Genomic DNA, 25,738 nt, shown 5'->3' on the forward strand with positions numbered 1-25,738 from the left:
CCTTGCCAGCCCGCTCAGAGATGTGTATAAGAGACAGGCTCGTCGGTCCCGGTGTTGACCGTCCGGATCGGCGACGACGGCGAGGTCGCGAGCGCCGCGGAGTCGGCGACCGCCCGCGGGACCGAGGCGGACGAGTCGGCGACCGCCCCCGGAGCCGAAGCCGACGGCTCGGTATCGGATGCGACCGAGACCGGGTAGCGGGCCGGGCCGGGTCGTACCGGAGCGACCGACTCACGCCGCGTCGCGGAGGTGCTCGCAGTCGCCCGCGTGGACGCGCCGCCGCCCCTCGTCGGTGTCGACCACGAGCGCGCCCGGCTCCGCGACGTCGACCGCGGTGCCCTCCACGACCCCGTCGGCGGTGTCGACCCGGACGCGCCGCCCGAGCGTGGCGGCCCGTTCGCGCCACGCGGGGAGGACCGCGTCGAGCGCCTCGGGCGAGGCGGTCAGCTCGGCGTAGCGTTCGAGCAGCGTCGCGGCGAACCGCCGCCGGTCGACCGGTTCGCCGCGCTCCGCCGACAGCGACGTCGCGCCCGCGGGCAACGCCTCGGGGTCGAGGTTCGCGTTCACGCCGACGCCGACGACGAGCCAGCCGACGCGGTCGGCCTCGCCCTCCATCTCCGTGAGGATCCCGGCCAGCTTTCGGCCGCCGCGCCCGGTCGCGTCCGGATCGGCCTCCTCCGAGTCGCCACCGTCGCCCTCGACGAGCACGTCGTTCGGCCACTTGATCCGCGCGTCCACGCCGGCCTCGCGGGCCGCGTCGGTCGTCGCCACCGCGGCCGCGAGGGTGAAGAGCGGGGCGCGCGCGGTCGGCACGTCGGGACGCGTCAGGACCGACAGCCAGACGCCGCCGCTCGGCGCGACCCACTCGCGGTCGAGACGACCCCGGCTGCCGGTCTGCTCGTCGGCGACCACGGCGACGTCGGCGGCCCCCTCCGTCGCGAGCTCGCGGGCCCGCTCGTTCGTCGACGCGATCCGGTCGCGGTACTCCACGGAGTAGGGGGCGTCGAGCCCGAACGCGATTCCCGGCCCGGAGTACGCCGGATCTTCGGGGGCGGCGTACCCCTCGGGCGTCGACTCGACCGCGAACCCGTCCTCGCGGAGCCCCTCGACGGCCTTCCAGACGGCCGCCCGCGAGACGCCGAGCGACTCGGCGAGGGCGGGCCCGGAGACGGGGCCGTCGTCGGCGGCGAGGGCGTCGAGCAGCGCGCGCCGCGTGTCCATACCGTCCGATCCGCCGCCCGGGCCGAAAGCCGTTCCGGGTCCGGGACGCTTTGTGCCCGGCGCGCGAAGGGTCGCCGATGACCGGAGGCGATCGCGACGACGACGGCGGGCGAGCAGACGGGGGAACCGACGAGACGGTGCCGCTCGTCGTCGTCGACGGCGACGAGCGCGTCGAGCTGGCCGTCGAGCGCGGTCGTAACCTCCGGCGGGTCATGCTCGACGCCGGCCTCTCGCCGTACGCCGCCGCGACGCGCCGACTCAACTGCGGCGGACGGGGGCTCTGTGCCACCTGCGGCGTCCGCGTCCGGGAGGGGCCGGCGGCCGACCACTGGCACGACCGCCTCGCCGACCGGTTCGGCTACCCGCGGCTCTCCTGTCAGATATCGGTCGACCGCCCGATGACGGTCGCGCTCGTCGACAAGCGCGTGTGGGGCCGGCGGCGACCGAGCGACGACGAGTAGCGCCCGCGACCGCGTACCGGGCACACCTCGTTTCCGGTGAAACGGCGAACGGTAGCGCGTCACACGCGACCGCGCGACGATAAACGGCGCAAAAGCCAAGTCCGCGGGCCCGAACCCTCCGGTATGCAACCCTCCAAGGAACGCGAGTCGTCCGAGAGCGACCCGATGGACGACCTCGACGACCTCCTCGACGACGACCTGGCGGGCGGCGAGGGCGAGTCGGACGCCGACGCCGGCGGCGTCGCGAGCCCCGAGCCGACGGCGGGGAGCGAGGCCGGTTCCGGAGACGCCGGCCGGGTCGGCGTCTCGGGGCGGTGGTTCTCGGCGAAGGCGTTCGGCCTCGCGCTCGTCACGGTCGCGGTCGGCGTGTTCGTCGGGAGCCTGATCCCGCTCATCGGGGGGACGGTCGGGACCGCCGGCGGCGTCTTCCTCGCCGCGTTCCTCCTCGGCCTCGTGCTGTCGGCGCGCCGGTACGTCGAGACGGGGGTCGCCGGGGCCGCCGCGGGCGCGACGAGCGCGGTGACGAGCGTCCTCGGCGTCGGCTTCCTCCCCATCGGGATCGACTACCTGTCGCAGTGGGGGCTCCCGCTCGTCGCGGTCGGCGGCGGGGTCGGCCTCGCGCTCGCGCTCGTCGGGCACTACTTCGGCCGGGACCTCCGCGCGGGGCTGAGCCGGGACGTCGAGTGAGAACCGTTCACGACTCCGGGTCGTCCCCCCGCGTCGACGCGAGCCGGTCCGCCGGCGAGCCTCACCCGAGCAGGCGGTCGAGGTCGACGTAGTCGGCGATCTCCTCGCGTTCCAAGACGAGGAAGCCGGCGAGGATCGCGACGAACCCGATCAGCGCCTCGGCGTCGACGAGGTGCCCGAGCAGGGCCCAGCTCCCGACCGCGGCGACCACGGGCTCCGCGTAGCCGACGAGGTGGAGCTGCGACGGGCCCACGGCGTCGAGCAGCGCGAAGTACAGGAGGAACGCGACCACGCCGGAGAGCAGCGTCAGGTACGCGAGCGACGCGATCGCCGTCTGGTTCCAGACGATCGCGGCGGGCGACTCGCCGAGCGCGACGGCGGCGACCAGCAGTTGGCCGGCCCCGATCACCATCGCCCAGCCCTGGAGCGCGGCGACCGGGAGGTCGGTGCGGAGCGGGCGGAGGAGGACGGCACCCAGCGAGAAGGCGACGGTGGCGACGAACGCGAGCGCGACGCCGACGACGGCCGCGCTGCCGAGTCCGGCGGCGGCCGGGTCGGCGATCACGACCACACCGAGGAGCCCGAGCGCGAAGCCGCCGATCTCGACGGGGCCGAGGCGCTCGTTCGGGAGGAGCGCGGCCGCGAAGACCGCGGTCAACACCGGGGCGAGGCTCACGACGACCGCGGCGACCGCGCCGGAGATCCGGATCTCGCCGAGGTAGAGGAGCCCGTGGTACGCCGCGATCACGAACGTGCCCGCGACGGCGACGCCGAGCCACTCGTCGCGGTCGCGCGGGAGCCACCGGTCCGCGGCGACCGCGGCGTAGCCCAGCACGACCGCGCCGGCGACGACGTACCTGACGCCGGCGAACAGGAGCGGCGGAAAGTAGTGGAGGCCGGCCTCGATGGCGACGAAGGACGTGCCCCACAGCGTCGCGAGCAGCAGGAACGCGGCGACGATCGCTTCCGGAGTAGAGAGGAGGTCTCTGAGATTCACTTGCTGTCGATTCGAAATACGCAGAGATAGTTAAATGATACTCTCGGATCGCTCGCAGTTCGGGATGAAGAATCAGACATACGAATCAGATCCGATTCAGGTCCCGAACCGCGCCGACATCTTAGAGCGGACTCCAAGCCTGTCGGTCGACATATACAACCGATCGGGGGGCGATCCGGGGGTATGGACGAGCGCGACGTGCGGCTGTTGAAGGCCATCTCCGATCTGGGGACCGGGAGCCCGGAACGGCTCCACGAGGAGACGGGCATTCCGGTGTCGACGATCCACTACCGCCTGAACAACCTCCGCGAGGACGGCGTGATCGAGAACGACCTGTACGACCTCGACCACGAGGCGCTCGGGCTCGGTGTCACCGTCATCGTCGAGGTGCTGGCGAGCTACGAGGGTCCCTACGAGGAGTTCGCCGACGAGCTACTGGCGGTGGAAGGCGTCACGGAGGCGTTCTTCACCATGGGCGAGACGGACTTCGTCGTCCTCGCGCGGCTCTCCTCGTCGGACACCGTCGAGCGACTGATAAGCGACTTCGAGGCGATTCCGGACGTCGAGCGCACGAACTCGACGTTCACCATCGCCGCGTTGCGCGACGAGTCGCGAGCGCCGGCGACGTACGACCTCGACACGCTGATCGAGGAGCTGACGGACTGATCGGACGCGCCGACCGGTCAGCGCGTCTCGTCGTCGAGTCCGGTTATCCGCCGGGCGTCGCTGCCGTCGCGGTAGCCGACCGGGGGCCCGAAGCGACGGCGGGCCCGGTCGACGGCGGTGGCACCGAGGTAGCCGAACACCGCCATCATGGGCGCGTAGCCGATCATGTCCCCCATCGAGTAGACGGCGGTCGCGAACAGCAGGTCGGGGTCGGTGCTCGGCGTCGGAACGCCTCCGATCCGGTAGACGAACACGAGCGGGTACAGCGGGACCGTCGCGAGCGCCACCCCGAGGAGGGCGTTGTTCGCGCTCGCGTCGTAGAACCCGCCGAGCGCGGCCGCGAGTCCGCCGGCGGTGAGGGCGACGGGGAGCATCCACGCCGGGCGGTCGAGCACGAACAACACGGTCGCGCACAGGAGGACGGTGGTCGCGGTGATCACCGCGACCGTCCCGCGGTCGAAGTCGAACCCCGGGTCGAACGGCTCTCGCATGGGTCAGATTTCCACACCGACTGACAAAAGCGTCGGGTGTCCCGGGTGTCGGGAAGCGACTCTCGCGGTCGAAGGCGCGACCTCGACACGCCGAGTGGGGTGACGACCGCGTCGCGGAGGCCTACTCCAGCGAGACGCCGACCGAGCGCTCGACGTACAACAGCAACACGAGCCCGAGCATCACGGTGCCGTAGGAGACGGCGGCGAACAGCGCGTCCTGCGTCGTGGGGTACTCGGTGGTGCGGAAGATGATCACCTTCCGGACCATCGCGATGACGCCGGTGTAGATCACCAGCCGCACGATCCGGCGAGTGTCGCTCTGTTCGATGTACGCGACGACCGTCTGGTACACTTCGACGATGATGAGCAGCAGCAGCCCGGTCTCGATGAAGCCGATGACGACGTTCGGGTCCGTGATCTCCCCCGTCGGGACGGACTCCGCGATCTGGATCGCGAGGTCGACGACGCCGATGCCGAACAGGAGCGCGAACAGCGCCGCGGCGGCGAGTTCGACGCCGTGGACGAAGCGGTTCGTCACCTCCGAGACGCGGTCGCTGGTCGTCTGGTTCTCGGCCGGGTCGGAGCCGGGGTCCGGCGCGGACGGATCGTCCGACGGGTCGACCACAGACGTGTCTGCCATCAGGTGTCCCTCGATTCGGACAACGGACTCGCGCCACGTAAAGAGGGGGCCTAACCGGTGCGGAACGCGGGGAGCGCGTTACGACCGCTTGCCGATCTCCTCGCGCAGCGCGTCGGAGACGACCTCCCCGTCGGCCTTCCCGCGGAGCGCGCCCATGGCCTCGCCCATCAGCCCGGAGAACGCGCCCATCCCCTCGGCCTCGATCTGGTCGGCGTTGCGCTCGACGACCTCGACGACCGCCTCGCGGACTTCGGCCTCGCTCACGCCCGAGAGGCCCGCCTCCTCGACGGCCTCGCCCGCCGAGAGGGCGGGGTCCTCGGCGAGGGTCGTCAGCACCTCGGGGACGCCCTCCTTCGCGAGGTCGCCAGCCTCGACGAGGTCGAAGAGCGCGAGGAAGTGGTCGTCGGTGAGGTTCTCGACGGGCGCACCGTCGCGCCGGATCTCCGTCGTCGTCGACTCCAGCGTCGACGCCGCGAAGGTGGGGTCGGCGCCGCGCTCGACCGCCGCCTCGAACAGCGGGAACCGCTGGCCGAACGCGACCTGCTCGGCGAGCCCGGCGTCGAGGCCGAACTCCTCGGCGTACCGCGCCGCCTTCTCGTCGAGCAGTTCCGGCGTCTCGACGTCCGACGGGTCCGGCTCGACCGGCGGCACGTCCGTCTCGGGGTACATGCGCGCCGCGCCCGGGAGCGGTCGGAGGTAGCGAGTGGTCCCGTCGTCGTTCGCGCCGCGGGTCTCCTCCGGGACGCCCTCGATGGCGGTCTCGGCGCGCTCCGCGGCCGCCTCGATCGCGAGGTCGGCGGTCTCGGGGTCGGCCGCGACGATGGCGACCGCGTCGCCCTCGCCCGCGCCGACCGCGTCGCGCAGCGCCTCGACCTCCGCCCCGGTGACGCCGTACGCCGGCAGCTCGTCCGTGTGGAAGATGCCGCCCGCGCCGTGGCGCTTCGCGTGGTCCGACAGCTCCGTGCCGAGCCGGCGGTCGGGCTGGAGCTCGCGGCCGACGAGGCCGTCGAACCCGAACAGCGGGACCGCGGTGACCTTCCCGCCCGAGTCGAGCGCGCCGCGGATGACGCCGGACTCGGTGTCGGCGAACACGTCGGTCGCGTCCGTCACGTCGCCGACGCTCGCGTCGCGCTCGCGGAGCTCGTCCCGGATCTCTAGGAGTTCGGCCTGTCGGCCCACCTCGCCGCGGACGATATCCTCGATCCCCTGGAGGTCCTGAACCCCCTTCACCTCGACGCGCGCGCCGTCGGCGATGGAGACGTTCACGTCCTGGCGGATGGTGCCGAGGCCGCGCTTGACCGCGCCGGTCGAGCGCAGCAGCATCCCGATCCGCTCGGCCGCCCGCCGCGCGCCCTCGGGGCTGCGGATGTCCGGGCCCGTGCCGATCTCGACGAGGGGGACGCCGAGCCGGTCGAGCGAGTAGACGACGCCGTCGTCGGTCTCCTCGACGCGCTTCGCCGACTCCTCTTCGAGCATGAGGTCGACGACCGACACCGAGCCTGCGTCGGTCTCTATCTCGCCGTCCTGACCGAGGAGGATCGAGCGCTGGAAGCCGGAGGTGTTCGAGCCGTCGATGACGAGCTTCCGCATGACGTGCGCCTGATCGACGACGGAGAGGTCGAGCAGGTCGGCGATCTGGAGCGCCACGGCGAGCGCCTCGCTATCGACGCGGCGGGGCGGCTCGTCGTCCTCCTCGACGAGGCAGGTCGTGTCGTACGCGAGGTAGGTGAACTCGCGGTCGACGCGGCTCTCCTCCATCGCGGCGTCGTCGAGCTCGCCCAGTTCGCTCTTCGTCGGGTGGAGCTGTCGGCTGATCGACCGGTCGGACTCGTCGGGGTCGCGCTCGACGGTCGGAGAGTCACAGAACAGCTTCGTCTCCGTGTCGAGCTGCTGGTGGATCTCCAGCCCGGCGACGAGCCCCAGTTCCTCGTAGTCGTACTCGGGGGTCGCGTCCGTACTCATTACGCCACACTCCGACGGCGCGCGACTAAAAGGGTGGTAGTTCGCGCGGGCCTCGATCGACCGTCGTGGACGTCGAATCATACGCACACCGAGAGTATCCGGGCCGTCGGGTCCCTGAAGACCTCAGTGCTGACGTGGCGAATACGGAGGACGTTCGACGTTCACTGGCGGTTGAGCGGGACGGTCGACGACGGCCGTACGGGACGAGTGATAGCGTCCCCGAACCGTGGCGGGGCGGTGGCGGGTTCCTGACCGTGACGCCCGGCGGCATTCACTCGGGTTCGTCGGGGTCCCTATCCGAACTTGTGACCGGGCGCATAGCCGCTTTTCAGGCGAACGCCTCCCCGATGCTCGGTTGAGAGCGCTCGAACGTGGTCTCCCTCGTTATCTCGTGTTACGTGATGTTGGTCGCGGGGGCCGGCGTCTGCTGAGCGTCCGCGTCCGCCCCGCCGGACCGCACCGGAACTGCGCAGTCGACTGCGAGCAGGGCCGTGCGACGGAGCTATGACCGCTCGCGGGCGTCTTCCTTCGCGAGACAGAACTCGGAGAGCGCGTACGCCATCCACGCTTGGCACCATCGCATCAACGTGTAGGAGCGGGTGTAAAACCGCTCTTGGCGGTAGTAGAACTGTCCCGAACCGGCGTAGAGATTGTCAAGCGCCCACGAGACGATCTGCTCCGCGAACTCGACGTCGTCGGCCATAGTGAACGTCAATATCCCTTGCGCGACCGCGTGGATGTCCTTCGGGTAGCTGCTCGATTCGTCCCAGTTCGGCGTCCCGTCAGGTTCGAACAGCACGTTCTTATAAAATCGAAGGCCGGCGTCCAGCGTCTCGGCGTAACGGTGCGAGTCGGTGAGGTCGTTGTATCGCAGAAACGACTCGACGATGAACCCGTTGTGGTGGCTGTCCATGGACAGGTGCGAAGCGGACGGCGGATCCGTGTATTTCCAGCCGCCGAGGCGGTGTTGTCGCGCAGCGACGTAGTCGAGGATCTCTTCGGCACGGTCACGGAACGACCGATCGCCGACCTCGCCGTAGAGGTCGAGCAGCACCCTCGCCCCGAGCGCGTTCGCGTTGAGAACGTACGAGTCTTCGCCGGCGGTGGGCCGGTACTTGATCCTACTGCCGGGATCCGCGCTGGTGTAGTCCAAGTCGTCCGTGACGAACCCCGGCATCCGGTCGCGGACCAGTTCGTATCCGGGAGCGTCGGTGTGCGACGCGGTTCGAAAGACGGCCCTCATCGCGTAACAGTTCGTAACGATGCTCGGGGTGTTACGCGGCGTCTTTTCTTCGAGCATCTGTACGTCGTGGTTATGCCCCCAACCGAACGGGGACTCCCGTCGCCGCGCGAGTAGCCAGTCGAGCAGTTCGGAGGCCTCGTCCAGATACTCGGAGCGACCGGTGAGTTCGTAGGCTCCGACGTTGGCGAGGACGAATAGGGCCGTCCCCTTGAAGCTCCGACGGCGGGGGATCAACAGTGCCGGACGGATGTTAATCGGAGCGCGTTTCGCCGATTCCTGAAACAGGATGTCGACCCACTTATTACTGACAGGCAACCGTTCGAGGATCTCACTACTCAGCCCGTCGGAGTAGTCGTACCCGGCATAGCTCCGCTCCCGCGAGTAGTTTAGCGTGGCCGCGAGCGTCGAGAAACGCCGATGGCGGTTCAACCGATCGTCTCTGCCAGCGTCTCCGGCGACCCGATTCGCTGGCGTGTTCGGGGATTGGTTCACAGTTGTATGTCAGCGGGAGGTTCGATCACGAGGCTGCTCTGTAGGGTAGAAATCGGCTATCCCATAATGTTATACAGTGACTTCTTACACGCGGAGGGCAGGCTGTCGGCCCGGAGCGTCTCAGTCGAACAGGCGACCATGAAATACGGATCGCGGTCGACCGCGGGAGCGAGACCTTCTCGCAGGTCGCGGGCCGAGATCGCCATTACGTTCAACCCTTGGAGGTCGTGTTTCGTCAGGGCGCCGGTCTCCGCCAGGTACGTCTGAATAGCTAACGAGTTTCGTTTCATCGGCATCGTGTACTCGTAGTTCACCTGTGTGATCTGCTCGTGATCGCCCGAGCCGTCGAACAGGACTCCGTCGTGAGTCGCGGAGCTAACGTACGGCACGTCGAAGTGACGTTCGAGAAAGTGGTGTTGCGTGCTCACGATCCAGTCGGTACCGACGTTGAGGATGAGCACGTCGTCCCGGTCGAGACTCGCCCAGCAGCCGGCTTCGGAGAAGGAATCGTGATGATCGCAGTCGTCGAAACGGTAGTCTCCCTTGACGAGGATGGAGTGGATCGCGTCGTCGGTCCGGTACTCTGCGTCGTCGAGGAACAGCCGAGAGAACGCGCCGAACGCCGGGCGTGAATGTTCCTTGTGATAGACGGCCGAGTCCCGGAACGCCGGTGTGAATCCGGGCACGAGAATGTTCTCGAAGTTCTCGTCCAGAACCCGAAGGAGAAAATCGTACGGATCGCACTGGAACGCCTGCTTGACGTCGCTCAGTCCGGCGTGGACGAACACCGTCTCGTAGTCGGCGAAGTCCGAGACGATCCGCTCGAATCGGTCGGCCGAGGCCGGCGTGACCGTCCGGTCCCAGTTTCTTTCTAACCCGTAATGAAGCGCGGCGTTGGCATACACCCGAAGCTTCGTGCTGGTCACGCGCCGGTACACCCCGGGTGATCGACGAGTTCGTGGTACGCCTCTTCGACGGGACCCACCCACGCACCGAGCGATTTCGCTTCGGTGATCAGCCGTTCGTACAACCGGCGGTATCCGGGGAACTCGGTCTCGTTGAACAGCCGCGGATGCCAGAGGGCCGTGACGACTGCCTGTCGACGGCGCGCGTCGGCGAGCAGTTGCCGAAGCTTGCTCCACGCAGCGTCGACACTCCCCGCCTCTTCGACGAGCGGCGCCTCCATAACCGTGAGGGGGAACACGAGGAAGTCGTCGTCGAACGGACGGAACACGCCGGCTCCGACACGTTCGGGAACCGTGGTGGCCGACTGTTCGGCTCCGGTTCCAGCGACGGGGGCCGGCGTATCGAAGCCGACCGTCGAACTGGAGCCGAAGCTCGCGTCGTATCGCAGTCCGACGTCGCGGTGATGTCGCCACGTCTCCGGCCCGTCCAAGTTGAGGAAGTGCTGCCGGCCGCCAGTGACCTGATGTCCGAGGACGCCTTCGAGTTCCTGTTTCTCCCAAGCCAATCGCTCGGGGTCAGCGTACGAGTCGTAGGAGCCGTGGAGACCGACCTCCCACCCGCCCTCGTCGAGCGCGCGGATCGCGTCGACGATCGCCGGATCTCCGATTTCGTAGTGGCCCGTGTACCGGATCCAGTCCGTGGGTCGGAGCCACGTAGTGGGAGACTTATCCGTGAGCAGGTGCTTCTCGTTCAGGAAATAAAACGACGAGCGGACCCCGAGACGGTCCTCGAGCGCCATGATCTCAGCGAACTGCCAGTAGGGTTCGGTCCCCGAGAGGAGCGTCTTGAGATGGTACAGTCGCCGCTCCGCGGCCGCGTAGTACAGCGACTGGTACGTTTTATAAACCCGGTCGACGTCGTGGGTGAGACAGACGGCGAACTCGTAGTCGTCGAAGACGCCCGGGCAGGCGACCGAGCAGCGCTGTGCCGACATCCTGTGAATTCCACTGATAACGAGGTGTACGTTAGTAATACCGACCCTACTGAGGTCGTATCCCTCGGATATCTTTCCGTCTGAAACACCCGGTCGACCGCGAGCCGCGCGGCCGTCGACCCCGAGTTGTGTCTCGACGGCCCAGCCGTACGATCCGCTGGGCACCTCGGGTGGAGCCTGCCAGAGGCGTCCGCGTACTCAGAGGGAGGCCGGGTCACTCTGCGGACTCTCTCGATTCGCCGTGAGAGCGGTGTGTGGGACGTTCGACGCGGCCGCATGGTCTCGGTATGGACCGAAAACGTCGCGGCGACGGACACGGCGGCCGCGACAGCGTAGAGATCGGCGGGGAGACGAAGCCGTCGCTCGTCGAGTAGCGGTCGGTAGGAATTATGCGTGGGTGCTGTCGTAGAGACAACACCGTGCATCGTGTGGCGGGTGTGCCGCCGTGCGATGCGTGGGACCGGATTTGAACCGGCGGACCTCTACAGGACAGCGCCCTCAACGCTGCGCCGTTGGCCTGGCTTGGCTACCCACGCTCGCGGTGTTCTGTCGCGTCTCCACGTATCCTGTCCCCAATTAAAAGCCCTTCCATTCGAGGGAGCCGTGCCGGGGTTTCGCAGACCTCCGGGCGGCGGCGCGCCGCCGCGACTCGGCGACCGCGACCGGAACGCGTCGACCGCAACCGGCACGGGTTTGGGAGTCGCGTCCCTCCGTCCGACCATGTCCGACTGGGCCCGCGAGAACGTCTCCGTGTTGACCGCCGTCGCCTCCGTCGTCGCGCTCGCGCTCGTCTTCGGCGCGGTGGGCGGCGTGATCCCGAGCTCGCTGATCCCGCGCGCGAGCGACGCCGTCCTCGCCGCGATCCCGCACTTCAACGCCGCCGTCTCCGCGACCGCCATCGCGACCATCCTGCTCGGCTGGCGGGAGATCTCCCGCGGGAACATCGAGCGACACCGGAACTTCATGGTGACCTCGTTCGCGCTGTTCACCGCGTTCCTCGGCGCGTACCTCTACCGGCTGATCCTCGTCGGCACGACCGAGTTCCCCGGGCCGGAGGTCGTCTACTCGTACGTCTACCTCCCGTTCCTCGCGGTCCATATCCTGCTCGCGATCGTCTGCGTGCCGTTCGTTTTCCACGCGCTGTTCCTGGCCGCGACCCGCCCGTACGCGGACCTCTACCAGACGCGGCACTCGCAGGTCGGGTTCGTCGGTGCCGTCCTCTGGCTGATCTCGTTCACGATGGGGATCGGCGTCTACCTGCTCTTATACCACATCTACTGACCGAGGGGCCGACCGAAGACGGACGAGCGCGACCGACGACAGCGACCGACGAAAGAGAGAGACCGACTACGCGTTCGGATCGTTCCGCTCGGCCTTCTGGTGAGCCGCGTAGAACAGCGGGACGAGCAGCGCGCCGGCGAAGCCGAACCCGAGCGCCAGCATGCCGATGTCGCCCGCGGAGAGCCCGCCACCCGAGCCGCCCGAATCGCCGCCGATCAGGTCGTCGTCGACGGAGCCGACCGCGACCGCGCCCTTCATCCCGACGCTCTGGTGCGGCTCGCAGACGTACCGGAACACGTCGCCGTCGCCCGCGTCCGCGAACGTGTACTCGAAGGTCGTCCCCTCCTCGGCCGCGGGCTCCCCGCTGGAGAAGACGTCGTTCTCCTCGACGACGTTGTGGCCGCCGCCCTGTCCGGTCCACTCCCAGACCACGGTCGTCCCCGGGTCGACGAGGATCGCCGGCGGGTCGAACAGGAGACCGTTCTCGCCCGCGCCGACCGAGACGGTGACCTCGCTCTGTCCGCGGAGGTCTCGCGTGCCCTCGTAGTTGCCGACGTCCTCGAACCAGTCGCCGTAGCCGGCCGGGCCGCCGCTCTCGCCGTCGCCGCTCTCGCCGTCGCCGCCCTCGGCCTGCGGGTCGACGAGGTCGTCGTCGACGGAGCCGACCGCGACGACGCCCTTCATCCCGACCGCCTCGTGGGGTTCACAGAGGTAGTTGAACGCGTCGCCGTCGGCGGCGTCCTCGAAGGTGTACTCGAAGGTCGCCCCCTCCTCGCCGACCGGTTCCCCGCTGTCGAAGGTGCCGTCGTTCGCGACGACGTTGTGGCCGCCGCCCTGTCCGGTCCACTCCCAGACCACGGTCGCGCCCGGGTCGACGAGGATCGCGGCGGGCCCGAAGCGGAGGCCGTTCTCGCCCGCGCCGACCGAGACGGTGACCTCGTCCTGCCCGCGGTAGTCGTGCGTGCCGTCGTAGTTGCTCACGTCGTCCAGCCAGCCGCCGTACTGGGCGGCCGCGGTCCCGGCTCCGGCGGTGACCCCCGCGGCGACCGCCGCCCCGGCGGCCCCGGCGCGGAAGAACCCGCGGCGGCTCATCGACGCGGCGCGGTCCTCTGCGGCGTCGGCGTTCCGTGTCATGCTCGCACGTCTGACCGTGAGTGTATTTAAGCCCCCGATACGTCCCGAGCGGTCGGACCGTGGTCGAACGCGTGCGGGGTCGCGCCCGGGACCGCCGCCTCAGTCGTCCGCGGGCGTCGGGTCCGAAATCGGCGCGTCGACGTCGCGGTCGGTCGCCTCGCCCTCGACGTCGAAGGGGTACTCGCCGGTGACGCAGCCGAGACACAGGTCGGCGCGGCTCTCGCCGACCGCGTCCGCGACGGCGTCGATGGAGAGGTACGACAGCGAGTCCGCGCCGACCTCCTCGCGGATCTCCTCGGTCGAGGCGTCGGCCGCGATCAGCTCCTCGCGGGTGGCCATGTCGATGCCGAAGTAGCAGGGCGCGAGGATGGGCGGCGCGCCGATCCGGAGGTGGACCTCCTCCGCCCCCGCCTCGCGGACTAGGTCGACGAGCTGGGTCGAGGTGGTCCCGCGGACGATGGAGTCGTCGATGATGGTCACCGACTTCCCCTCGACCGTCGACCGGATCGGGTTCAGCTTCAGCCGGACGGCGCGCTCGCGCTCGTCTTGGGTCGGCATGATGAACGTCCGGCCGACGTACCGGTTCTTCATCAGGCCCTCGGCGAACTCCACGCCCTCGTCGTCCGCCGGCCGCGGCTCGCCGGCGGCCGTGGTCTCCCCCGCCGCGTCCGCGTAGCCCGAGGCGAACGCGCGCCCGGAGTCGGGGACGGGCATGACCACGTCGGACTCGACACCGGACTCCGCCCAGAGCTTCCGCCCGAGCGAGCGTCGCACCTCGTACACGAGGCTCTCGTCGATGACGGAGTCCGGGCGCGCGAAGTAGACGTGTTCGAAGAAGCAGTGGGCGGTCGTGTCGCGTTCGACCAGCTGATACGTGTCGTAGCCGGTGCCGTCGGGATCGAGGACGACGAGCTCGCCGGGACGGACGTCGCGGATCAGCTCCCCGTCGAGCGTGTCGATGGCGGCCGACTCGCTGGCGAGGACGTAGCCGCCGTCGATCTTCCCGAGACACAGCGGCCGGTTCCCCAGCGGGTCGCGGACGCCCAGCACGGTGTCGTCGTGGGTGATCGCCAGCGAGTACGAGCCGTGGATCCGGTTCATCGTGTGTTTGACGGCCCGGACGAGGTCCTCTTCGAGGAGGTTCCGCGCGAGGTCGTGGGCGATCACCTCGGTGTCGCCGTCGGAGGTGAACGCGTGGCCCGCGGCCGCGAGCTCCTCGCGCACCTCGTCGGCGTTGACGAGGTTGCCGTTGTGCGAGAGCCCGAGCGAGCCGGACTTGAACGACACCGAGAAGGGCTGCGCGCAGCTCTTGTCGAGGCTGCCGGCGGTCGGGTAACGCACGTGGCCGATGCCCGTGCCGCCCGACAGCGACGCGAGGTCGCCCTCGTCGAACGCGTCGCCGACGAGGCCGCGCTCGACGTGGCTGTGCTGCTGGAACCCGTCGTGCGTGACGATGCCGGCCGACTCCTGGCCGCGGTGTTGGAGCGCGTACAGCGCGTAGTACAGCGGTCGCGCGGCCTCCCGGTCCTCGAGCGAGACGCCGACGACGCCGCACTTCTCGCGCGGTTCGTCGCCGCCGTGGTCCCCACCGGCGTTCATGTACCCGAGGGTGGGGCGGGCGGCGATAAAAATCCTCGTGTTCGTGGCGTATCGCTCCCCCTCTCGCTCTAAATTATCCGTGATCGTGGATATATTGACCGCTCGCAGCCGCGCGGTCACACGGTCAGACCGACGACCGGCACGCGGTCAGACCGACCGCACTCACGCCGGCTCCTCGCCGCCGACGAACTCGTCGAGGCGCGCGAAGTACGCCTCCCGGGGGACCTGATACGCCCCCCGGTAGTCGACCGCGCCGGCGGCGAACCGCTCCGCGACGTCGACCGCGCCGGCCGCGCCCGCCTCGCGGCTCTCGTGCGTCTCCGCGACCGCCTCGATCTCGGGCTCCAAGAAGAGGACGACGTGCCACTCTTCGGTCGCGTACTGGCCCGATCCGGGCCGCGCGTTCCGAGAGCCGTTCGTCAGGTAGATCGTCGGCAGACACTCGTCGGGGAGGTCGCCGCTCCCGAAGACGTCGGGGCGGTAGACGAGGATCGCCCGGCCGCTCGGCTCCTCGTTCCACACCCGCCACCCCTCCGGCAGCGATTCGAAGGCCATGGTCTCACTCGGTCGCCGAGGCTTGAAAACGTCGCGCTCGGGCGGACGGCGGGCGTCGAGTCGACGAGGCGGGGCCGGCGAACCGCGACAGAGCCTCAGTCGACGATGTCCGACCCGCCCGGGGGGAGGAACTCCTGAAGTCGGTCCGCGCTCGCGACCTTCCGCACGAACGACTGGTCGGCAAACCGCTCTTTCAGGTTCCGATACGCCATCATCGCGGCGTCGTTCTGCGCGTACATCCCCGGTTCGAAGGTGAGGTGCGCGGCCGCGCGGTCGACGATGGCCGACGGCGGCCCGCCGATGGCGCGGGTGACCGGCTCGCACTGGACGCCGACGGCGATCCGGCAGGGGACGTCCTCGAAGTACGTGCGGTCGCCGCGGATCACGAAGCTCCCCTTCTCGATGTACTCGCCGCTTTCCGGGGTCTTCGACACCTGATCGGGCTCGACCATGTACGCGTCGCCCGCGCCGCGGCCGTCCTTCCAGTCCGACGAGTAGGAGACGGCGAACTGCGCGGCCTCCCGCAGCGTCTCCTCGGAGAAGTCGACCGGATCCGCCGACTCGGACGGCCCCGACGCCTTGAGGATCGTCACCGGTCCGCCGTGCGCCTGCGTGTGGAAGAACCGGTCGTGTTTGCCCATGTACTTCTTCACCAGCTCCTCGTTCTGGTCGGCGTTGCGCCCGCCGATGACGAGGTAGCCGGTCGAGGTACGGAACCACCGGAACCGCTCGAACCAGTCGTCCGGGCTGCGGATCGGGATCGACGAGCGCGAGAGCCAGTCCGTCTCGTACGCCTCGTCTCCGTCCTCGCCGTCCTCGCCGTCGCCGTCCGCTCCGGCGCTCTCGTCGGCGGCCGCTTCCTGCTCCTCCCACTCCGCTTTCCGTTCGTTGACCGCCTCCAGCTCCTCGCGGGTGGACTCGATCGCCGCCTTCGCGCCCGCCTTCTTCTCCTCGACGCGCTTCGCCTCCTGATAGAGCCGGTCGGCGTTGACCTCCACGCCCTCGCTCGCGTCGAGGTCGATGCGGACGGACCCGCCGTCCTCGTCGTCGAGCGCGACCGTCACCGTCCCCTCGCCGCCGTCGACGTCGACGACGGCCGCCGCGGCCGGGATGCCCCGCTCCGCGCCGGCGTCGAGCGTCGCCGCGATCTCGTCCCACGGCACCTCGTTCTCGCGGGCCTCGCGCACCGTCGAGAGCACCTCGTCGACGAGGTCGTAGTTCGCGTACAGCAACTCCGCGCGCTCGCGCTCCGCCTGCGCCTGCTCCTCGAACCCCTCGATCGCCCCGCGCTGCTGTTCGACGATCCGCTCCTGTTTGGCGATCTCCGCCTCGAAGTCCGGCCGGGACGCCGTCGCGTCCGCCGGAGCCTCGCCGTCGTCGGTGGCCTCGTTTCCGAGCCGATAGAAGTACTCGTCGACCGCGGCGTTGAACGAGTCGAACCCGACGCTCGGGAGGCCCTCGTGTTCCGCGAGCGGGAAGGGCGTCACGTCGACCACGCGGGGGTCGCCGCCGTCGTCCTCGCTTCCGTCACCGTCGACCGACTCCTCGTACACGCGGGGGTCGATGTCGCCCGAGCGGAGCCGCTCGTCGAGTCGGGAGAGCGCGTCGTGGAGCGCGCCGAGCTGGTCGTCCGTCGCCTCCTCGATGGGCGTCTCCTTCTCCACGCCGGCGCGGGTACACACCTCCTCCGCGTAGAGCCCGCCGAGGTTCAGCTGCGTGGCGAGCGTCCGCACCACGTCGCTGTCCGACTCGCGCATGTGCCGGTCGAAGCCGCCGCGGCTCACGGTGAGGGGGTTGAGCCGAGAGGCCGGGTACTCGTACTGGGAGCCGGGCGCGACGGTGCGCGACTTGAGGCGGACCGTCGAGAGCGCCCCGATCACCTCGCCCGTCTCGTCGAGCGCGGCGACGTTCCCCTGGCCGAACAGCTCGGCGACGAGCGTCGTGTTCTGGTCCTCGCGCTCGAACTCGAAGGTGAGGATGCGGTCGAACTCGTACTGCTCGACGCCCGCGAAGTCCGCGCCGGACAGCCGGTTGCGGAGCATCTTCGCGAAGTTCGGCGGGCGGCCTGGCGCGTCCGCGACGTTGTCCGGGTCCGCGGCGTGCGCGCGCTTCACGTCGCCCACCTCGATCATGAGTTCGACGCGGCCGCGGTCGAAGTCGCGGAGCTTCAGCCGGAGCAGGTCGTCGTCGTAGAGGTACGCCTTGTCGACCTTCGCGCCCTCGTACCGATTCAGTTCGGTGACGAGCGCGGCGAGGTCGATGCTCGACAGCTCCCGCTTCTGGTCCATACGAAACAGAGACTCGCGGGCCGGAAAAAGGCGTGTCGTTGTGCGGACGAGCGGTCGCGAGACACCGGTCGGGAACCGGTCAGATCCGCTTCGACACGTACGGTCCGTCCTGTCGGTAGCCGAGTTTGTTGCGGTAGTACTCGCGGGCGCCGATGCCCGAGATGACCGCGACCTTGTCGTAGCCGGCCTCGCGGGAGAGTTCCTCGGCGCGTTCGAGGAGCTTCGTCCCGTACCCCTGGTGCTGCCAGTCGCCGTCGCCGCCGATGCCGACCTCGTTGCCGTACACGTGGAGCTCGCGGACCAGCGCGGCGTCTTCGAGTTCGGGTCGGATCGGGTCGCTCTCGGTCCCGGCCGCGCCGGGCTGGTCCGGGGCGAACGACGGGAACCGCAGCCGACAGAAGCCGACGAGCAGGTCGCGCACGGGGTCCTCGAACGCGAGGAAGTGTTCCGTGCCGCCGCCGGCCTCGTAGGTGGTGACGTCGAGTTCGACGTCGTCCGGGTCGGGGTCGGCGTCGTTGTGTCCGACCTCGCGGGCGCGGATGTCCCGCTGGACGATCCTCTTCTCCTCGGCGCGCTGCGCCGCGAGCTGGCGGAGGTTCGACTTCTGGACGCCGGCGTCGATGAAGTCCGCGGGGATGTCGCGCTGGACGCGCTGGAGCCGCGTGTACTTCGGGATGTGGTCCATCACGTCGGCGACGAGGTCGGCCGCCTCCTCGCTGGTGAGCGGGTCGAAGTCGTCGCGCCGCCACCGGTCGTACACGCGGGTTCCCTCGACGACGAGCGTGGGGTAGATCTTCAGGTAGTCGGGCCGCCAGTCGGGGTTCTCGAACAGCTGCCGGAAGTCCTCCAGACACATCTCCCGGGTCATTCCCGGCTGGCCCGGCATCATGTGGAAGCCCACCTTGAACGCGGCGTCGCGCAGGCGGCGGTTGGCGTTCCGGCTCGCCTCGTTGCCGTGGCCGCGGTGCATCTCGCGGTTGATCCGCTCGTAGGTGGTCTGGACGCCGACCTCCACCTTCGTGCCGCCCAGATCGAGCATCCGGTCGATCTGCTCGGGGTCACACCAGTCGGGCTTCGTCTCGAAGGTCGTGCCGATGTTGCGGATCGGGTTCGTCTCGTTTTCGGCGATCACGTCTTCGAGGTACTCGAACTCGGTCTCCTCGGGCGCGGGCGCGAACGACTCGCCCTCGGCCGGCTCCGGCTCTTTGTCGAGGTCGTAGTCGTTCATCGCCTGGAGCGCGCGCTTCACGAACCACTCCTGGTAGTCGTGCGAGCGCGCGGTCATCGTCCCGCCCATCAGGATGAGCTCGGCCTTGTCGACGGGGTGGCCGATCTTCCGGAGCTGTTCGAGCCGGAGCGTCACCTGCCCGTACGGGTCGTAGTCGTTCTGCTCGCCGCGGGCCGCCGCGGGCTCGTGGCCCGTGTACGACTGCGCGGAGGAGAACTCGGAGGCCGGACCGCCCGGGCAGTAGAGGCACTTCCCGTGCGGGCACAGTTCCGGGGAGGTCATGATCGCGATCGGGGAGACGCCCGACGCGGTCCGGACGGGCTTGCGCTGGACCACCTCGATCACGTCGTCGCGGTGCTCCGCGGGCGCGTGGTCGAGGATCGCGGTGTTCTTCGGCACCTTCGGGGAGCCGAACTCCGAGCAGGCGTCGAGCTTGGCCCGTTCGAGGTCGTCGCGTTCGATCTCGCCGTCGAGGATGCGCTCGACGAGGCGCTCGCAGGTGCGGACGAACGCCTCCGAGGGGCCGTCGCCGTCGGACTCGGCGGCGTCGGATTCGGCGTCGCCCGCCGCGTCGGTACTCATTACGGGTCGATCCGCACGTTCCGGGGTTAAGCGTGTCGCACCCGAGAAACCGCCCGGTTTTAGGCGGGCACCCTCGTAGCCGCGGCCGTGTTACGGAAGGACCTCCTGCGCGTCTCCCGGGCGGGCGGCGGCTACCGGCCGCAGTTCACCGGCCGCGACCACCGGCCGCTCGCGGCCCGCGTCCTCGGGACGTTCGGGTCGCACGTCGGCGAGCGCCGCGGCGACCTCGACGACGCGCTGGCGGACCTGGAGGCCGACGCCGCCGCCCGGAACGGGGACTTCAAGTTGGTCCGCGGGCTCGCGGCGCTCGTCGAGCGCGAGTGCGAGTTCGAGACGCGCGCCGCGGTCCCGCCGCGTCGCGTCCGTCGGGCCGCGTTCGAGGCCGCGGAGGCGGTCGGCGTCGCGAGCGAGGCGGAGCGGGAGACCGCGATCGACCGGGCGGCCGACGCGCTCGGGATCGACGCGTCGGCCGTGGCGGAGACGCTCTACGCCGACCGCGACGTCAATCGGGTCCTCGTCGACGCCGACGTGCGCTGGGATCCCGAGTCCCTGCTGGCGCAGTACGACCTCTCTTTGGCCCAGACCGCCCTGTTCGACGCCACCGAGGTCCGAGTGCGGTCGAACGACCCGAAGCGGCTCGTCTCGGCGGTGAAGCGTCTGCGGCTGATGTACGAGGTGGCGCGGACCCCGGAGGGGCGCGAGCTCGTCGTCACCGGTCCGGACGCGCTGTTCTCCCGGATCCGGCGGTACGGGACCGCGTTCGCTCGGCTGCTCAGGACCGCGGCCGAGTCCGCGGAGTGGTCGCTGGAGGCGACGATCGACGATCGCGGCCGCGAGCGCATCATGCGCCTCTCCGACGGCGACGTGACCGTGCCGGACGTCGAGCCGGTGGCGGAGCCCGACTTCGACAGCGGGGTCGAGGCCGACTTCGCCGGTCGGTTCCGCGGGCTCGACCTCGACTGGACGCTCGTCCGCGAGCCGGAGCCGCTCGAGACCGGCGCGAGCGTGATGATCCCGGACTTCGCGTTCGACTACGACCACGCGGACTTCCGGCTGTTCTTCGAGGTGATGGGCTTCTGGACCCCCGAGTACGTGGCAAAGAAGCTCGGGCAGCTGGCCGACGTAGAGGACGTGGACCTCCTCGTCGCCGTCGACGAGAGCCTCGGCGTCGGCGAGGAGATCGCCGCGCGCGGCCACCGCGTCGTCACCTACACCGGAGCGGTTCGGGTGAAGGACGTGATCGACGTGCTCCGCGAGTACGAGGCCGAGTTCGTCGCGGACGCGGCCGAGTCGCTCCCGGACGCCTTCGAGCCGGACGACGACGTGCTCACCCTGCGCGAACTCGCCGACCGACACGGCGTGAGCGAGGCGGCGGTGGAAGACGGCCCGTTTCCCAGCCACGAGCTCGTCGGCCGGACGCTCGTCAGGCCGTCGGTGTTGGCGCGGATCGACGACGCGATCGACGACGGGGCGGCGCTGTCCGCGGTCGAGGCGACGCTGGACGAGTACGGCGTCGACGACGCGAGCGCGACCCTCTCGGCGCTCGGCTACCGGGTCGAGTGGGAGGGGCTCGGCGGCGGGACGGTGCGACGGAAGGAGTAGTCCGGGATTCGCGAATTACTCGCGGTTGACATTGGAGGTAGATTTATATATCGTAACCGAACGTTTTCGCAATCGGGGTAGTCCAATGGTCACGAACATCCAAACGCAGCTGCTGGGCAGAGACGTATCGTTCCCGGTCGAAGAGTCGCGCTTCGCCTACTGGCTCGTCGTGTTGCGGCTGATCGTCGGCTGGTGGTTCCTTCACGCGGGACTCGACAAGTTCCTCGCGTGGCCGTTCGACGCGAGCTGGTTCGTCGGCGGCGCGGCGGCGCAGACGAGCCTCGGCCCGATAGTCACGCTGTTCTCCGACGGGATCTTGCTGTCATTTACCAATATCATGGTCCCCTTGGGGCAGACCCTGATCGGGCTGGGACTGATCGTCGGCGCGCTGACGCGGCTGGCCGCGTTCTTCGGCGCGTTCCTGATGACGTTCTTCTACTTCATCAACGGCGAGACCGGGGGCTGGGCCCACGGCGTGATCACCGGCGACCTGCTCGGGCTGTTGATCTTCGCGATGATAGCCACGCTCGGGGCCGGGCGCGTGCTCGGCGTCGACGCCTACCTCGCGAAGACGTCGTTCGTCAGGGACCACCCGCGGCTGCGGTACTTGATCGGTTAACGAGGTGACAACACATGAGCCAACTCACTACAATGGAACGAGTCGGACTGTACGGCGGCGGCGCGCTCGTGCTGCTCGGCACGGTCGGGATGGGGCTGCTGGAGATCGTCGCGGGAGCGCCGCATCCGGTGTCGGGAGAGGGACAGGTCGTCCACGAGACGCTGATAAGCCTCAGCGTTCGGTCGTACACGATCCTGCTGGGACTGCTGCTGCTCGCGGCGTACGGTATCAGCAACTTCGCGACCAAACCGCCGGAGGACACGTCGATCTGACCCGCACAGATCTCCGGAGCGCCGTCCAGACGCGACGCTCCGACGACTGACTTTTTTCGGACGGCGGCGACGACCCCTCACTCCGCGACCGGCAGGTCCGCCTGGCTCCCCTTCGGAACCACCGAGCGCAGTTCGTCGTAGAGGTACAGCCCGACCCCGATAGGCACCGACTCGCCCGCAACCTCGTGGGTCGCGATCAGGTACCCCCAGTCGCCGTCCCACTCGGGGAGGTCCTGGTCGTCGCCCGCCGCGAACCGGGCCGCCTGCGCCGGGTCCAGTTCGACGACGTTCTTCGTCGCGTGCGCGCCGAACCGCGAGACCGCCCGCCCGGTCGGCTTCCAGTGCTCCTGCCGCGTGCGCAGGAAGGTCATCCCGATCGCCTCGACCTCGCTGGGGTCGGTCGCCTCGCCGTTGAAGATCCAGACCTTCCCGGCGCCCTTCTCCCAGAAGGAGTACCCCTGAAAGACCTCCTCGCCGATCCCGAACCGCTCCTCGAACCAGTCGAGGACCTCGGCGCGGTTCGCGCGCCCCTCGACCTCGCGGTCCGCGGGCGTCTCGGGGAGCCGGTCGAACTGCTGGCCGTCGTTGGTGGGAGCGTCGTCGCTCATGCGGCCACCTCGCCGTCGTCCGCGCTCTCACCGACCTCTCCGCCCACGCGCAGCTTCGCACAGAAGAAGCCGCCCGTGTCGTTGCGGTGCGGGTAGACTCGCTGCGCGCGCGTCACCGACTCGTCGTACGTCTCCCCTTCCCACTCCGTCACGCCGGGGTCGGTCTCCAGGGGCAGGTCGAAGTCGACCAGTTCGCACTCCTCGTTCGCGAGGACGTGGTCGAGGACGGCCTCGTTCTCCTCCGGCGCGAACGTACAGGTCGAGTAGACGACGACGCCGCCCGGGCGGGTCGCCTGAACGGCCCTCGCCAAGACGCCCTTCTGGATGCCCGCGACCGCGTGGACGTGGTCGAGCGTCCACTGGTCTAAGACGTCCGGGTTCTTCCGGCACGTGCCCTCGCAGGAACAGGGCGCGTCGACCAGCGCGCGGTCGAACTCGTCGAACGCCAGCGGCTTCGTCGAGAAGTTGCGGGCGTCCTGGTTCGTGACGATCGCGTTCGTGATCCCGAGGCGCTCGGCGTTGTGCCGGAGCGCCGAGAGGCGACCGAGGTTGTTGTCGTTGGCGACGACGGTCCCCTCGTCGTCCATCGCGTCCGCGATCTGGGTCGTCTTGCTGCCGGGCGCTGCGCAGGCGTCCCAGACGCGCTCGCCGGGTTCCGGGTCGAGCGCGAGCGTCGGCAGCACGGACACCTCCTCCTGGCCGTGGGTCCAGCCGTGGACGTACGGCCAGTTGCCGCCGGGGTTCCCGTCGGGGAGCCGGAAGAGGCCGTCGTGCCAGCCGACCGGCTCGTACGCGACGCCCGACTCGTCGAACGCCTCGCGGACGCGGGTCGGCGTCGCCGCGATGCCGTTCGTGCGCACGACCGAGGGGAGGGGCCGGTCGCACGCCGCCCGGAACGCGTCGACGTCGTCGACGAGCGACTCGTATCGGTCGAGCGGATTCATGGCTCCCCTTTCGGGTCGGCCCGTTAGACCGTTTCGGGACGCGAGCGCCCGCGGGCGCCGCACCTTTAGGTCGGGCCCCGGCGTAGGGTCGCGCATGGCCCGCATTTCCGTCCTCGACGACGGCGTCTCGCTGGACGAGCCGACGTTGATCGAGGGGTTCCCCGGCGTCGGCCTCGTCGGCAAGATCGCGACCGACCACCTGATCGACGCCCACGAGATGACCCACTACGCGAACGTCCACTGCGACGGACTGCCGCCCGTGGCCGTCTATCAGGAGGGGGAGGCGGCCGCGACGACCCCGGTGCGGCTCTACGCGGACCCCGCGAACGACCTCGTCGCGCTCCGCAGCGACGTGCCCGTGAAACCGGGGGCGGCGACGGAGGTCGCGGCGTGTCTCGACTCGTGGTTCGAGGACGCCGACCTCTTCCCGGTGTTCCTGTCGGGGCTCGGCCGCGAGAAGGACGACTCGCCCCCGGATCTGTACGGGATCGCGACCGGGAACGGCGGCGAGGCGCTCGCGCGCACCGGGGTGGAAGCGCCGTCCGAGTCCGGCCTCGTCTCCGGGCCCACGGGCGCGATGCTCGCGGCCGCGTTGGAGGCCGACCGCGACGCGGTCGGGCTCGTCGTGGAGTCCGATCCGAAGTTCCCCGACCCCGAGGCGGCGCGGACGCTCATCCTCGACGGCATCGACCCGATCGCCGGGACCGAGACGCCGACCGACGGACTCGTCGAGCAGGCGACGGAGATCCGGAGCGCGAAGCGACAGCTCGCCGAGCAGATGCGACAGGCGACCGAGGAGAGCTCGCAGGCCGAGCCGCTGAAGATGTTCCAGTAGGCGAGCTAGCGGTCGGCCGATCCGGCCGCGTCGTCGCGCTCCAGCTCGTCGAGGATCGGGCGGTACTTCAGTTGGACCTCGTCCCACTCGCGGTCGGGGTCGGAGTCGGAGACGATGCCGACGCCCGCGAACAGCGTCGCGCGGCGGCGGGTCGCGACCGCCGAGCGGATGGCGACCGCGAACGCGCCGTTACCCGCGGCGTCGATCCAGCCGACCGGCGCGGCGTACCAGCCGCGGTCGAACGGCTCCGTCTCTCGGATCGTCGCCAGCGCGCGGTCCGGCGGCAGGCCGCCGACCGCGGGGGTCGGGTGGAGCGCCTCGACGAGTTCGAGGACGTGCCGGTCCGCGTCGAGCTCGGCGGTAATCGGCGTGTGGAGGTGTTGGACCGTCGCGAGCCGCCGGACGCGGCGGNCGCCCGCCGAGATGGACGCCGCGAACGGCTCCAGCTGGTCGCGGACCGTCTCCGCGACGAGCTCGTGTTCGTGGACGTTCTTCTCGTCGTCGAGGAGCTCCTGCGCGAGCCACTCGTCCTCGGACGGGGTCTCGCCGCGTCCGGTCGTCCCGGCGAGCGCGTCGGTCTCGACCGTTCGACCCCGCAGCGAGACCAGTCGCTCGGGCGTGGCTCCGAAGAACGCGCCCTCCCCGGCGACCGGCTCGAACCAGTAGCGGTGGCAGTCCGGGTACTTCTCCGCGAGGCGCTCGATCGTGGCCGCCCGCGGGAAGTCGGCCGCGAGGTCCGCCTCCAGCGCCTGCGCCAACACGACCTTCTGGAGGTCGCCGTCGGCGATCCTGTCGACCGCGGCACCGACGCTGTCGCGCCACGCCTCGCGGCTCGTTGTCCGGCGGCTCTCGCGGATCCCCGGCCGAGGCGGGCGGGCGCTCCGACCGTCGACCGCGGTGCGCGGGGAACGGCTATCGGTCCCCTCGTCGAGGTCGGCGAACCGGTCGACCTCGCGAGCGAGTCGGTCCTCGACGGCGTCGACGCCGGCGTCCGGGCCCACCGCGTTGACGGTCAGCCACGCGCCGTTGTCCGCGATCGTCAGCTGGACTCGGGGGAAGACGAACCGCGCCTCCGGGAACGCCCCCCACGGGTCGCCGTCGGAGGCCCCCTCGTGGAAGGCGAAGCCGCCGAAGACGCGGGGACGCGCCGCCTCGGTCCCCGCGTGGACGTCGCCGGATTCGAACAGCTCCGTCGTCGCGCGGCGGATCGACGCGAACCGGTCGCCGCCCGACGCGGTCAGGGTCGCCGCCGCGCCGCCGCCAATCACCAGCGCGTCGTCGGGCGCGCTCCAGATCGTGCGCGGGGCCGAAAGCGCGTCGAACGCCGCCGCGAACGCCGGCTCGTCGATCGCCGTGGTCCGGCTGACCAGCGGCGGCGACGACCGGGAGCGCGCCCGTTTCATACGTATCGAGTCGGGGCCGGGGACCCTT

25 protein-coding genes and 1 tRNA gene are annotated in these 25,738 nt (G+C 69.8%); 9 read left to right on the plus strand and 17 right to left on the minus strand.

Annotated elements, in window-relative coordinates; translation table 11 throughout:
* Nucleotides 1–54: 54 nt before the first annotated feature.
* On the plus strand, nucleotides 55–198 hold the full coding sequence (locus C464_RS17495) for a hypothetical protein (protein WP_239640228.1): 144 nt from the start codon (nucleotides 55–57) through the stop codon (nucleotides 196–198).
* Nucleotides 199–231: 33 nt separating this feature from the next.
* Here C464_RS17495 and C464_RS11890 read toward each other — a convergent pair whose 3' ends face one another.
* Nucleotides 232–1,221, minus strand: coding sequence for a biotin--[acetyl-CoA-carboxylase] ligase (locus C464_RS11890; RefSeq protein WP_006113950.1), 990 nt, complete (start codon nucleotides 1,219–1,221; stop codon nucleotides 232–234).
* Between the two features lie 77 nt (nucleotides 1,222–1,298).
* Here C464_RS11890 and C464_RS11895 point away from each other — a divergent pair, with 77 nt between their 5' ends.
* Together C464_RS11895 and C464_RS11900 are read left to right on the plus strand one after the other, a co-directional pair.
* Nucleotides 1,299–1,682: a 2Fe-2S iron-sulfur cluster-binding protein gene (locus tag C464_RS11895; RefSeq protein ID WP_006113951.1), complete on the plus strand. Its 384-nt coding sequence runs from the start codon at nucleotides 1,299–1,301 to the stop codon at nucleotides 1,680–1,682.
* Nucleotides 1,683–1,805: 123 nt separating this feature from the next.
* Nucleotides 1,806–2,369 carry a hypothetical protein gene (locus tag C464_RS11900; protein WP_006113952.1) on the plus strand — a complete coding sequence of 188 codons (564 nt, stop codon included), beginning with the start codon at nucleotides 1,806–1,808 and terminating at the stop codon, nucleotides 2,367–2,369.
* Nucleotides 2,370–2,430: 61 nt separating this feature from the next.
* Here C464_RS11900 and C464_RS11905 read toward each other — a convergent pair whose 3' ends face one another.
* Nucleotides 2,431–3,366, minus strand: coding sequence for a DMT family transporter (locus tag C464_RS11905; RefSeq protein ID WP_006113953.1), 936 nt, complete (start codon nucleotides 3,364–3,366; stop codon nucleotides 2,431–2,433).
* 183 nt (nucleotides 3,367–3,549) lie between these two features.
* Between C464_RS11905 and C464_RS11910 the strand changes: the two genes are divergently transcribed.
* Entirely contained in the window at nucleotides 3,550–4,032 is a 483-nt protein-coding gene (locus tag C464_RS11910) for an Lrp/AsnC family transcriptional regulator (protein ID WP_006113954.1), read from the plus strand.
* Between the two features lie 17 nt (nucleotides 4,033–4,049).
* Here the strand turns inward: C464_RS11910 and C464_RS11915 are convergent, their stop codons facing one another.
* From C464_RS11915 to C464_RS11945, 7 genes are all read right to left on the minus strand, one after another.
* Nucleotides 4,050–4,523 (minus strand): hypothetical protein, encoded by a 474-nt coding sequence (locus C464_RS11915; protein WP_006113955.1) that lies wholly within the window; start codon nucleotides 4,521–4,523, stop codon nucleotides 4,050–4,052.
* A gap of 121 nt (nucleotides 4,524–4,644) precedes the next feature.
* A complete protein-coding gene (locus tag C464_RS11920) occupies nucleotides 4,645–5,163 on the minus strand; it encodes a phosphate-starvation-inducible PsiE family protein (protein ID WP_006113956.1) in 519 nt (172 codons plus the stop codon).
* 78 nt (nucleotides 5,164–5,241) lie between these two features.
* A complete protein-coding gene (gene gatE, locus C464_RS11925; RefSeq protein WP_006113957.1) occupies nucleotides 5,242–7,125 on the minus strand; it encodes a Glu-tRNA(Gln) amidotransferase subunit GatE in 1,884 nt (627 codons plus the stop codon).
* A 502-nt stretch (nucleotides 7,126–7,627) separates the two neighbouring features.
* The gene (locus tag C464_RS11930) at nucleotides 7,628–8,602 is read right to left on the minus strand and encodes a glycoside hydrolase family protein (protein WP_204365996.1); all 975 of its coding nucleotides are present in this window, start codon (nucleotides 8,600–8,602) and stop codon (nucleotides 7,628–7,630) included.
* Nucleotides 8,603–8,916: 314 nt separating this feature from the next.
* Nucleotides 8,917–9,786: an AAC(3) family N-acetyltransferase gene (locus C464_RS11935; RefSeq protein ID WP_049911114.1), complete on the minus strand. Its 870-nt coding sequence runs from the start codon at nucleotides 9,784–9,786 to the stop codon at nucleotides 8,917–8,919.
* Nucleotides 9,783–10,760, minus strand: a complete 978-nt coding sequence (locus C464_RS11940) for a polysaccharide deacetylase family protein (protein ID WP_006113960.1) — start codon at nucleotides 10,758–10,760, stop codon at nucleotides 9,783–9,785. The genes C464_RS11935 and C464_RS11940 overlap by 4 nt, the downstream gene beginning before the upstream one ends.
* 451 nt (nucleotides 10,761–11,211) lie before the next feature.
* Nucleotides 11,212–11,296: transfer RNA gene (locus C464_RS11945), tRNA-Leu, on the minus strand.
* 184 nt (nucleotides 11,297–11,480) lie between these two features.
* Between C464_RS11945 and C464_RS11950 the strand changes: the two genes are divergently transcribed.
* Nucleotides 11,481–12,041, plus strand: a complete 561-nt coding sequence (locus tag C464_RS11950; RefSeq protein WP_006113961.1) for a DUF420 domain-containing protein — start codon at nucleotides 11,481–11,483, stop codon at nucleotides 12,039–12,041.
* Nucleotides 12,042–12,107: 66 nt separating this feature from the next.
* Here the strand turns inward: C464_RS11950 and C464_RS11955 are convergent, their stop codons facing one another.
* The 5 genes from C464_RS11955 to C464_RS11975 form a co-directional block, all read right to left on the minus strand.
* Nucleotides 12,108–13,175: a halocyanin domain-containing protein gene (locus C464_RS11955; protein WP_006113962.1), complete on the minus strand. Its 1,068-nt coding sequence runs from the start codon at nucleotides 13,173–13,175 to the stop codon at nucleotides 12,108–12,110.
* 99 nt (nucleotides 13,176–13,274) lie between these two features.
* Nucleotides 13,275–14,774 carry an amidophosphoribosyltransferase gene (gene purF, locus C464_RS11960; protein WP_006113963.1) on the minus strand — a complete coding sequence of 500 codons (1,500 nt, stop codon included), beginning with the start codon at nucleotides 14,772–14,774 and terminating at the stop codon, nucleotides 13,275–13,277.
* Between the two features lie 162 nt (nucleotides 14,775–14,936).
* Nucleotides 14,937–15,329 carry a DUF5820 family protein gene (locus C464_RS11965; RefSeq protein WP_006113964.1) on the minus strand — a complete coding sequence of 131 codons (393 nt, stop codon included), beginning with the start codon at nucleotides 15,327–15,329 and terminating at the stop codon, nucleotides 14,937–14,939.
* Nucleotides 15,330–15,424: 95 nt separating this feature from the next.
* Nucleotides 15,425–17,617, minus strand: coding sequence for a ribosome rescue protein RqcH (gene rqcH, locus C464_RS11970; RefSeq protein WP_006113965.1), 2,193 nt, complete (start codon nucleotides 17,615–17,617; stop codon nucleotides 15,425–15,427).
* Nucleotides 17,618–17,696: 79 nt separating this feature from the next.
* Nucleotides 17,697–19,427, minus strand: coding sequence for a tRNA uridine(34) 5-carboxymethylaminomethyl modification radical SAM/GNAT enzyme Elp3 (locus C464_RS11975; RefSeq protein ID WP_006113966.1), 1,731 nt, complete (start codon nucleotides 19,425–19,427; stop codon nucleotides 17,697–17,699).
* Nucleotides 19,428–19,514: 87 nt separating this feature from the next.
* Here C464_RS11975 and C464_RS11980 point away from each other — a divergent pair, with 87 nt between their 5' ends.
* From C464_RS11980 to C464_RS11990, 3 genes are all read left to right on the plus strand, one after another.
* Complete coding sequence (locus tag C464_RS11980; protein ID WP_006113967.1) at nucleotides 19,515–21,029, plus strand: DUF790 family protein; 1,515 nt, start codon at nucleotides 19,515–19,517, stop codon at nucleotides 21,027–21,029.
* 85 nt (nucleotides 21,030–21,114) lie between these two features.
* On the plus strand, nucleotides 21,115–21,648 hold the full coding sequence (locus tag C464_RS11985) for a DoxX family protein (RefSeq protein ID WP_006113968.1): 534 nt from the start codon (nucleotides 21,115–21,117) through the stop codon (nucleotides 21,646–21,648).
* 14 nt (nucleotides 21,649–21,662) lie between these two features.
* Nucleotides 21,663–21,920 (plus strand): hypothetical protein, encoded by a 258-nt coding sequence (locus tag C464_RS11990; RefSeq protein ID WP_239640229.1) that lies wholly within the window; start codon nucleotides 21,663–21,665, stop codon nucleotides 21,918–21,920.
* Between the two features lie 77 nt (nucleotides 21,921–21,997).
* Here C464_RS11990 and C464_RS11995 read toward each other — a convergent pair whose 3' ends face one another.
* Both C464_RS11995 and C464_RS12000 read right to left on the minus strand, forming a co-directional pair.
* Nucleotides 21,998–22,528, minus strand: a complete 531-nt coding sequence (locus tag C464_RS11995; RefSeq protein WP_006113970.1) for a DUF7122 family protein — start codon at nucleotides 22,526–22,528, stop codon at nucleotides 21,998–22,000.
* Nucleotides 22,525–23,472, minus strand: coding sequence for an RsmB/NOP family class I SAM-dependent RNA methyltransferase (locus tag C464_RS12000; RefSeq protein WP_006113971.1), 948 nt, complete (start codon nucleotides 23,470–23,472; stop codon nucleotides 22,525–22,527). Before C464_RS12000 ends, C464_RS11995 begins: the two co-directional genes overlap by 4 nt.
* 94 nt (nucleotides 23,473–23,566) lie before the next feature.
* Here C464_RS12000 and C464_RS12005 point away from each other — a divergent pair, with 94 nt between their 5' ends.
* On the plus strand, nucleotides 23,567–24,307 hold the full coding sequence (locus C464_RS12005; RefSeq protein ID WP_006113972.1) for a proteasome assembly chaperone family protein: 741 nt from the start codon (nucleotides 23,567–23,569) through the stop codon (nucleotides 24,305–24,307).
* A gap of 5 nt (nucleotides 24,308–24,312) precedes the next feature.
* On the opposite strand, the gene C464_RS12010 is transcribed toward C464_RS12005, so the two are convergent.
* Complete coding sequence (locus tag C464_RS12010) at nucleotides 24,313–25,710, minus strand: isochorismate synthase (protein ID WP_006113973.1); 1,398 nt, start codon at nucleotides 25,708–25,710, stop codon at nucleotides 24,313–24,315.
* Between the last annotated feature and the right edge of the window lie 28 nt (nucleotides 25,711–25,738).

The sequence above is a fragment of the Halorubrum coriense DSM 10284 genome (genome assembly GCF_000337035.1).
Lineage (GTDB): Archaea > Halobacteriota > Halobacteria > Halobacteriales > Haloferacaceae > Halorubrum > Halorubrum coriense.